This window comes from Streptomyces poriferorum (assembly GCF_019399235.1).
GTDB lineage: Bacteria > Actinomycetota > Actinomycetes > Streptomycetales > Streptomycetaceae > Streptomyces > Streptomyces poriferorum.
This window is the reverse complement of record NZ_JAELVH010000267.1, coordinates 1-8,678: the sequence shown is the minus strand read 5'-3', so window position 1 is coordinate 8,678 and position 8,678 is coordinate 1. Positions and strand designations below refer to the sequence as shown.

Annotated in this window: 6 protein-coding genes and 1 pseudogene; 2 read left to right on the top strand and 5 right to left on the bottom strand. The window is 71.1% G+C overall.

Annotated features, from left to right (window positions below; translation table 11 throughout):
* Nucleotides 1-338, top strand: a pseudogene (locus tag JGS39_RS32000) (hypothetical protein); the annotation flags it as partial.
* Complete coding sequence (locus tag JGS39_RS31995; RefSeq protein ID WP_308120829.1) at nt 335-2,113, top strand: ABC transporter ATP-binding protein; 1,779 nt, start codon at nt 335-337, stop codon at nt 2,111-2,113. The pseudogene JGS39_RS32000 and the gene JGS39_RS31995, both read left to right, overlap by 4 nt.
* A 328-nt stretch (nt 2,114-2,441) precedes the next feature.
* Here JGS39_RS31995 and JGS39_RS31990 read toward each other — a convergent pair whose 3' ends face one another.
* The 5 genes from JGS39_RS31990 to JGS39_RS31970 all read right to left on the bottom strand — a co-directional run.
* A complete protein-coding gene (locus JGS39_RS31990; protein WP_219573245.1) occupies nt 2,442-3,899 on the bottom strand; it encodes a catalase in 1,458 nt (485 codons plus the stop codon).
* Between the two features lie 275 nt (nt 3,900-4,174).
* Nucleotides 4,175-5,074 (bottom strand): 2-hydroxy-3-oxopropionate reductase, encoded by a 900-nt coding sequence (locus tag JGS39_RS31985; RefSeq protein ID WP_219573244.1) that lies wholly within the window; start codon nt 5,072-5,074, stop codon nt 4,175-4,177.
* A 47-nt stretch (nt 5,075-5,121) separates the two neighbouring features.
* Nucleotides 5,122-5,961 carry a TIM barrel protein gene (locus tag JGS39_RS31980; RefSeq protein ID WP_219573243.1) on the bottom strand — a complete coding sequence of 280 codons (840 nt, stop codon included), beginning with the start codon at nt 5,959-5,961 and terminating at the stop codon, nt 5,122-5,124.
* Nucleotides 5,962-6,134: 173 nt separating this feature from the next.
* Entirely contained in the window at nt 6,135-7,568 is a 1,434-nt protein-coding gene (locus JGS39_RS31975) for a cellulose binding domain-containing protein (RefSeq protein ID WP_219573242.1), read from the bottom strand.
* A 40-nt stretch (nt 7,569-7,608) separates the two neighbouring features.
* On the bottom strand, nt 7,609-8,678 hold a 1,070-nt coding region (locus tag JGS39_RS31970; protein ID WP_219573241.1), incomplete at its 5' end, for a beta-N-acetylhexosaminidase.

Below are 8,678 nucleotides of genomic sequence, written 5' to 3'. Positions count from 1 at the left end.
TCCTCGACGAGCCGACCGCCCAGCTGGACGTCCGGGCGGAGGCGGCCTTCTTCGACCGCTTCCTCGAGATGACCGAGGGGATCACGAGCGTGATCGTCGCGCACCGCTTCTCCAGTGTGCGCCGCGCCGACCGGATCGTGGTGCTCGCCGACGGGGCGGTGGCCGAGTCCGGGACCCACGAGGAGCTGATGGCGCTCGACGGACGCTACGCGGATCTGTTCCGAATCCAGGCGGAGCGCTTCGCCGAGGAACAGGCCGAGGCCGCCGCGGCACGCGCCACGGCCGGAACACTCCCGCGTGCCGCTCAGCCCGTTCCGACCCCGGAAGGTGCCAGGTGAAGACCCTCCTCCTCGCGGTCCACCAGTTGCTGCGGATCGCCGTACGGTGCGACGCCCGGCGCCTGACCCGGGCCGTCGCCCTGATGGCCGTGGGCTTCCTGTCCACACCGCTGATCGCGCTGTGCCTGAAGTCGCTGACCACGGCCGCGGTGGCACACGACGCGTCCGTGGCCACCTGGCTGGCCCTGTGCACCGCGCTGCTGCTGGTCCTCGAACTGATGATGAACCACTTCGCGCATCTCTCGTACTTCGAGCTGGGAGAGCTGGAGGAACTGAGCCTGCAGAACGAGGTGATCGCGCTCGCCCACGGCAGCAGCGGCCTGGAACAGTTCGACAGCCCCGGGTACGCGGACACACTCGCCCTGATCCGGGAAGAGCTGCCCCGCACCCGGGCCTGCCTGGAGGCTGTGCTCCAACTCGGCGGTCTCGTGCTCCAGATGGCCCTGACGTCGGTGCTGCTCGGTCTGCTCGACCCGTGGCTGCTGCTCCTGCCGCTGGCCGGCGCGGTCCCCGTCGTCGCGGGCAACCGGGCCCAGCTCCTGATCGACCGCGCGAAGGAGCTCGCCGCACCCGAGAACCGGCTGGGCCGCCACCTGCTGGAGGTGGCCACCACTCAGTCGTCGGTCAAGGAGATCCGGCTCGCCGCAGCCGAGGACGTCCTCCTGCGCCGCCACCGCGCCGACTGGAGCCGGGCGAGCCGGGTGGTCGGTGGCGCCCAGCTGACCGCGGCCGTGCTGCGCGCCGCGGGCCAGCTCGTCTTCGCCGCCGGCTACGGCGGAGCGATCTACCTGGTGGTCGGCCGGGCGGTATCCGGCGGGGCGGGCCTCGGCGACGTCATCCTTGTCATCACCCTCGCCTCGCAGATCAGCCTCCAGGTCTCGACCGCTCTCGGGCTCCTGACCGCGCTCCAGGGCGCCGGGCGCACCATGGAGCGGCTGGCCGAACTGCGCGGCCCCGCTGTGCACGACGACGACGCGCTCACCGACGTACCCGCCGTGCTCACCCGGGGCATCAGGCTGGAGAACGTCAGCTTCAGCTACCCCGGGAGCGACCGGAAGGTCCTCGACGAGGTGACCCTGGACATCCCGGCGGGCACCGCGCTGGCGGTCGTAGGCGAGAACGGAGCCGGCAAGAGCACCCTGGTGAAACTCCTGTGCGGCCTCTACCGCCCCACCTCCGGCCGCATCCTGGTGGACGGGGCCGATCTCGCCGGATGCGACGCCCGCCAGTGGCAGTCCAGGACCGGAACGCTCTTCCAGGACTTCGCCAGGCTCGAACTGCGGCTCCGCGACAACATCGGCATCGGAGATCTCGGCCGTCTCGACGACGATCCGGCGCTGCACACCGCCCTCCGCGCCGCCGAGGCGGAACAGGTCGAGGAGCGGGTCCCCGGCGGCCTCGACGGGCTGCTCGGCCGTGGTTACGGCGACGGCGCCGAACTCTCCGGCGGCCAGTGGCAGAAGCTCGGCCTGGCCCGTGCCCTGATGCGTCGCCGTCCCCTGATGGTGGCGCTCGACGAGCCCGCCTCGGCCCTCGATGCCACGGCCGAGCACGCGCTGTTCGAACGGTTCGCGGACCTGTGCGCGGGGGCGAGCGCCGAGACCGGGGCGATCACGCTGCTCATCTCGCACCGCTTCTCGACCGTCCGGATGGCGGACCTGATCGTGGTGCTGGAGAAGGGCCGCGTCTCGGAGCTGGGCACTCACGCGGAACTCGCCGCGGGCGGCGGCCTCTACGCGGAGCTGTACGACCTCCAGGTCCGGGTCTACAGCTGAGGGGGGTACGGCCCTGCCCCGGGCGCGCACGCGAAAGGGCGTGGAGTACGGGACCGTAATCCGTACTCCACGCCCGTTCGGGAAAAGGGAGGAACAGGGGCCGCGGCGAGGTGCGAAGGGGGCGGCAGGACCGGTTCGTTCAGGTCAGGAACCGGCACCGCCACCCGCACCACCGCACTGGCATCACACCGCCGCCGCGGCCTCGTCCTGCCCGCACCGTGCGCAACCCCTCATCCGGGTGGGCGCGACGGCGCGGGCAGGGTCTGGGGGAGGCCCAGGGCCTCTCGTTTGGATCAGGCCGGGCTCGCGCCTGATCCAAACCAAAGACCTAGTCCTCGCGCAGGGCGCGGACGGCCTCCTCCACGCGCTTGCCGTACTCGGCGTCCGCGGCGTGGAAGTGGGCGAGGTTCTTCTCGATCACGTCATCACGCGTGACCTGGGACAGGCCGCCCGCGATGTTGGCGATCAGCCGGCCCTTCTCGTCGTCCGACATCAGCCGGTACAGCTCACCCGCCTGGAAGAAGTCGTCGTCCTTGGTGTGGGCGGGCGCCTCGTGCGTGCCGGTCCAGCCGTGGACGGCGATCGGGGCGGAGAGGGCCGCGTCCGTCTGGGCCGGGCCCGCGTACGAGTTGGGCTCGTAGTTCTTGTCGTGCCGGGCCCCGTTGCGCGTGGCGTGCAGTCCGTCGCGGCCGTAGTTGTCGACGACGGCCGTGCGCGGCGCGTTCACCGGCAGGTGGGTGTGGTTGACGCCCAGCCGGTAGCGGTGCGCGTCCGCGTAGGCGAACAGCCGGCCCTGGAGCATCTTGTCCGGGGACGGACCGATGCCGGGCACGAAGTTGTTCGGGGAGAACGCGGCCTGCTCCACCTCGGCGAAGACGTTGTCCGGGTTCCGGTCCAGGACCAGCCGGCCCACCCGCTGGAGCGGGTAGTCGCTGTGCGGCCACACCTTGGTGAGGTCGAACGGGTTGAAGCGGTAGTCCGCGGCCTCGGCGGCCGGCATGACCTGCACGTACAGCGTCCAGGACGGGTTCACCCCGCGCTCGATGGCCTGGAGCAGGTCCGTCTGGTGGGAGCTCGCGTCCTTGCCGACGAGCTCCGCGGCCTGGTCGGCGGAGAGCGAGCGCACGCCCTGGTTCGTCTTGAAGTGGTACTTGACGAAGAAGGCCTCGCCCGCGGCGTTCGTCCACTGGTAGGTGTGCGAGCCGTAGCCGTTCATGTGGCGGTACGAGGCGGGGATGCCGCGGTCGCCCATGAGCCAGGTGACCTGGTGCGTGGCCTCGGGGGCGTGCGCCCAGAAGTCCCAGACGTTGTCCGGCTCCTGACGTCCCGTGAACGGGTCGCGCTTCTGCGAGTGGATGAAGTCGGGGAACTTGATCGGATCCTTGATGAAGAACACCGGGGTGTTGTTGCCGACGAGGTCGTAATTGCCCTCGTCCGTGTAGAACTTGAGCGCGAAGCCCCGCGGGTCGCGTACCGCGTCCGCGCCGCCCAGCGAGTCGGCGACCGTCGAGAAGCGGATGAACGTCTCGGTGCGGCGGCCGACCTCGGAGAGAAAGTCCGCGCGGGTGAAGCCGGTGACGTCGTCGGTCACCTCGAAGTAGCCGTACGCGCCGGAGCCCCGGGCGTGCACCACGCGCTCCGGGATGCGCTCCCGGTTGAAACGGGCGAGCTTCTCCAGGAGGTGACCGTCCTGGAGGAGGATCGGGCCGCCGGCGCCGGCGGTGGCGGAGTTCTGGTTGTCGGCGACCGGGGCGCCGGACTCGGTCGTAAGCACGCGCTGCGTCATGGTGTCGGGGCGACCTTCCGTACGGGAGCTGCTGAACTGCGACGGCCTGGGGGCTTGGGGCTCCAGGAGCGTAAGTACGCTCCGAACCCGACGTCAACAGTTTGTTGAAATTCTTGGTGGAGAGGCGGAGCGAGAGGTGTTCCGGACGGCGCCGGCGCCTGGGCGCGACAGGACAGGTGTCAGCGCCGACGCCGCCCGGAAGTCTGTGGGCCGGGGGATACGCACCCGGCGGGGTGGTGCCGGCCGGGCCCGCGGAGGGGCCCGGCCGCTTCGGATCAGGCCTGGACGGGCTGACCGGAGAGGCGCTCGACCGAGCGCAGCAGTGCCGAGTGGTCCAGGCCGCCGTCGCCCTGGGCGCGCAGCGAGGCGACGAGCTGGGCGACCACGCCGCCGACCGGCAGCGCGGCACCGACGTTGCGGGCGGCGTCCGTGACGATGCCCATGTCCTTGTGGTGCAGGTCGATCCGGAAGCCCGGAGCGAAGTCCCGGTTGAGGAAGTTGTCCTTCTTGCGGGTCAGCACGGTCGAGCCGGCCAGTCCGCCGCCCAGGACGTCGAGCGCGGCGGCGAGGTCGACGCCCGACTTCTCCAGGAAGACGACGGCCTCGGCGCAGGCCTGGATGTTGACCGCGACGATCAGCTGGTTGGCCGCCTTCACCGTCTGGCCCGAGCCGTGCGGACCGCAGAGCACGATGGTTTTGCCCAGCGCGTCGAGCACCGGCTTCGCGGCGTCGAAGTCGGCCTGTTCGCCGCCCACCATGATGGACAGCACGGCCTCGATCGCACCGGCCTCGCCGCCCGAGACGGGGGCGTCCAGGACCCGGATGCCCTTCTCGGCGGCGTTCTTCGCCAGGTCCACCGAGGTCTGCGGGGTGATCGAGGACATGTCGACCAGCAGCGCGCCGCGCTTCGCGTTCTCCAGGATGCCCTCGGGGCCGTACGCGATCGCCTCGACCTGCGGGGAGGCGGGCACCATCGTGATGACCACGTCCGCGTCCCTGACCGCCTCGGCGATCGAGGAGGCGCCGGTCCCGCCGGCCGCGGCCAGCCGGTCGACCTTGTCCTGCTCCAGGGTGTAACCGGTGACGTCGTAACCGGCCTTGATCAGGTTCTCGGACATGGGCGAGCCCATGATGCCGAGCCCGATCCACGCAACCTTGGGGAGGTTGTTGCTCATGAGGGTGCCTTCCGATTCAGCGTGTGTACGAGGGGAGTCCGCTGCCCTCAGCGGGCGGCCCGCGCGGTGGCCGGGAGCCACGCGAAGGACTCGGCGCTGGGCCGGTCGCCCGGCTTGTACTCCAGGCCGACCCAGCCGTCGTATCCGGCCTTCGTCAGCTCGTCGAGCAGCTGCTCGAGCGGGAGCGATCCGGTGCCGGGTGCGCCGCGGCCAGGGTTGTCCGCGATCTGGACGTGACCGGTCCTGTCGGCGTAGGCGGCGATGACCTGGCTGAGGTCCTCGCCGTTCATCGACAGGTGATACAGGTCCAGCAGGAACTTCGCGTTCCCGAGGCCCGTCGCCGCGTTGACGCGGTCCACGACCTCGATCCCGGCCGGTGCGCTCACCAGCGGATAGCGCGGCGACTCCGGTTTGTTGAGGGTCTCGATCAGCAGGACCGCCCCGATCCGGTCGGCCGCGCGGGCGGCGGTGACCAGGTTCTCCAGGGCGAGTTCGTCCTGCGCGGCCGGGTCGACGCCGTCGACCCGGTTGCCGTAGAGCGCGTTGAGCGCCCCGCAGCCGACCGAGGCGGCGAAGTCTGCCGCCACCTCGATGTTGGCCCGGAAGCGGTCCGACTCCGTGCCGGGCACGGAGAGCGCGCCGCGGTCGGGGCCGGGCAGCTGTCCGGCGTAGAAGTTCAGCCCCACCAACTGGGTGCCCGCCTCGTCGAGCGCCTTCTTCAGCGCGTCGAGCTCGGCCTGCGGAGGGGTGGGGGTCTCGATCCATGGCCACCACAGCTCGACCGCCGTGAAGCCCGCCGCGGCGGCTGCCGCGGGTCGCTCCAGGAGCGGGAGTTCCGTGAAGAGGATCGAAAGGTTCACATCGAAGCGCTGGTCCGGGTAGCCCATGAGGGTTTCGGCGCTCCTTCCGTATTGCGGAAGTTAGTTTCTGCTTAACGGAAGATTGCCCGGAGGGTGGGTGCGATGTCAAGGGGGTGTCCGGAAATCGGGCCCCGGACAGACCGAAGGCGGGGCGGAGGCCTCCCCGGCCCTCCGCCCCGCCCTCCGTGTCCGCTACCGGCTCACCCGGCCGGCACCGTGTCCTGGAACGTCGTCCCCGCCGTGCGGAACGCGCTCACCCGGGCGCCGACCTGCGCCGGGGTGAGGACCTGGTCCTTCACGTGCAGGACGTAGTCCACCTGCTGGTCGTACGAGCGCGGCGTCGTGCTCGTCTGTCCGGCCAGGTCGATCAGCCACTGGTTGAAGTTGATCGACATGCCCCGCTCCGGCAGGTACGCCGCACCGTGGGTCCCGAACAACTGGCCGTCGATGTAGTACGTGATCGCGCTGTCGTCGATGGTCACGACCAGGTCGTGCCAGCCCGCAAAGCTCTGCCGGGCCTCGCTGTGCGCGTTGACCGCCTCCCACGGGTCCGGGCGGTAGGTCTCCCACGAGGTCGTGTAGAGGATGTTGCCGCTCTCGCCCCAGCCGCCGTTCGGCAGGTACTCGAAGTCGTACTCCGCGTAGTCGTCCGCCATCGGAGCCTTGAGGTCGTTGATCGTGAAGAACGTCTGGACGAGGTGGTCGCCGTCGGGGCCGGAGACCGGCGCGTCGTTGAACTTCACCCGCGCCGCATAGGTGCCGTTGCGGAACTTCATCGACTGGGTCAGGATCTCGGTCTGTTTCGTCGACCCGCCGCTGCCCGCGGTCGACGTCTCGAGGTTCATCACCGAGTTCCCGCTCTGGGCGGCGAACGTGACGTTCTCCGGCGCCCAGGTGGCGCCGGGCACACCCGGGCCACCGGAGTTGGAGCGGACGCTCCAGCCGTGTGCGGCGATCTGCGGGTCCGTGTGCCCGCTGTAGTTGAAGTCGTCGAACAGCGTGGGCGCGCCCTCCGGCGGATCGGTCGGGTCGGTCGGGTCGGTGGGATCCGTCGGGCCGTTGCCCTCCGGGGCCTCGCCCCACACCGTGGCGCCGGCCAGCTGCGCGGTCACCTTGGACCAGTCTCCGTACGCCGTCCTGCCCGCGCCGAAGGAGTAGTCGTCGCTCTGCACCAGGGTCTGCCAGCTCGACCGGTAGAAGCGCAGCTGCATGTCACCGGTGTCGGCGCCCGGGGCGAGCGATCCCGCACCGGCGGTGAAGCCGATCTCCAGGTAACGGTCGGCGGTGGCGGTCGGGTGGGCGAGCGTGCCGAACGTACCGGTGATGTTCGCGCAGCCCTTCACCGCCCAGGAACAGGCGAACCGGTAGGCGTCGCCCGCCGCCTCGCCCTTGAAGTAGTAGCGGACCTTGACGGAGCTGAGCTGTACGGCGGCGCTGCCGGTGTTGCGCACCTTCAGCCAGGGTTCGCTCTGGTCGGCGGTGGCTCCCGACGCACTGGTGCGGTACTGCACGCTGAGCGATCCGTCGGCGGCGCTCGCCGACGACGGGACGCCGGCCAGGGCCGTACAGCCCAGGGCCACGGTGGCGGCGGCTGCCGCCGCCGCGCGGATCCGGCTCTTCGCGAGTGACTTCATGAACCTGTTCCTCTCCGGAACGGTCGTGGGGGATTGGTTCCTACCGGGGTGGCGCTGCTCCTGGGGAAGTGGTCTGGAGCGACCGTGGGTTCAGGGGGCGGTAGCCGACGCCGAGGGCGTCGAGCCGTGCCGTGTGCCGGCCGAGGCGGGACACGAAGCCGGGCCAGTCGCTGCGACCGCCCGACCAGGCCCGGTCCGCGAGGGCGCACAGCCGCGGGTAGGTCAGGTACTCGATCCGCTCCGGCGTGCCGGCGTACTCGGTCCACAACTGGGCCTGGGTGCCCAGCACGCGGGCCGCGTCCGCCGCGTCCCAGCCGTCCGGCACCGGCCGGTTGCCGTGGACGGCCCGCAGACCGACGGGCGGACCCGGCTGCGCGGGCGGTTCGCCCGGGTCGGCGGACTGGGCGTAGTCGAGGTAGGTGGCCCGGTAGTGCGCGGCGACCACCTGATGGCCGCGACGGGCGGCGGCCAGCGCGTGGGCCGGGTCGCGCCACGTCATCACCGTGAATTCGGGGGGCAGTTCGGTGCCCGTCTCGGCCCAGCCGACCGGGCGCCTGCCCTGCTCGGTCAGGAAGGATCCGATCCGGCCCATGAACCAGCCGTGCAGTGCCCGGGCGTCGGGCAGTCCCTCGGCGGCGGCCCGCGCCCGCGCCGCCGGGCTCGACTCCCACTCGGTGGTCGGGCACTCCTCGCCGCCGATGTGGATGTACGGGGACGGGAAGACGTCCATGACCTCCTCCAGCACCGTCCGGCAGAAGTCGAAGACCTCCTCGTGGACACCGAACACCGTGTCGCAGACGCCCCAGCGGGTCCACACGTCCAGCCGCCGCCCGGGGTTGTTGCCCAGCTCGGGATGGGCGGCGAGGGCCGCGCGCACATGGCCCGGCATCTCGATCTCCGGCACCACCCGCACCCCGCGCGTCGCGGCGTAACGGACCAGGTCCCGCAGTTCCTGCCGGGTGTACGCCCCCGAGTGCGGAATCCCGTCGAAGGACTCGTCACCGCGCCCCGGCGGCCCCGACATCGACTGCCTGCGGTGACCGCCGATCCCGGTCAGCCGGGGGTAGGCGGGGACGGGCATCCGCCAGCCCTGGTCGTCGGTGAGGTGGA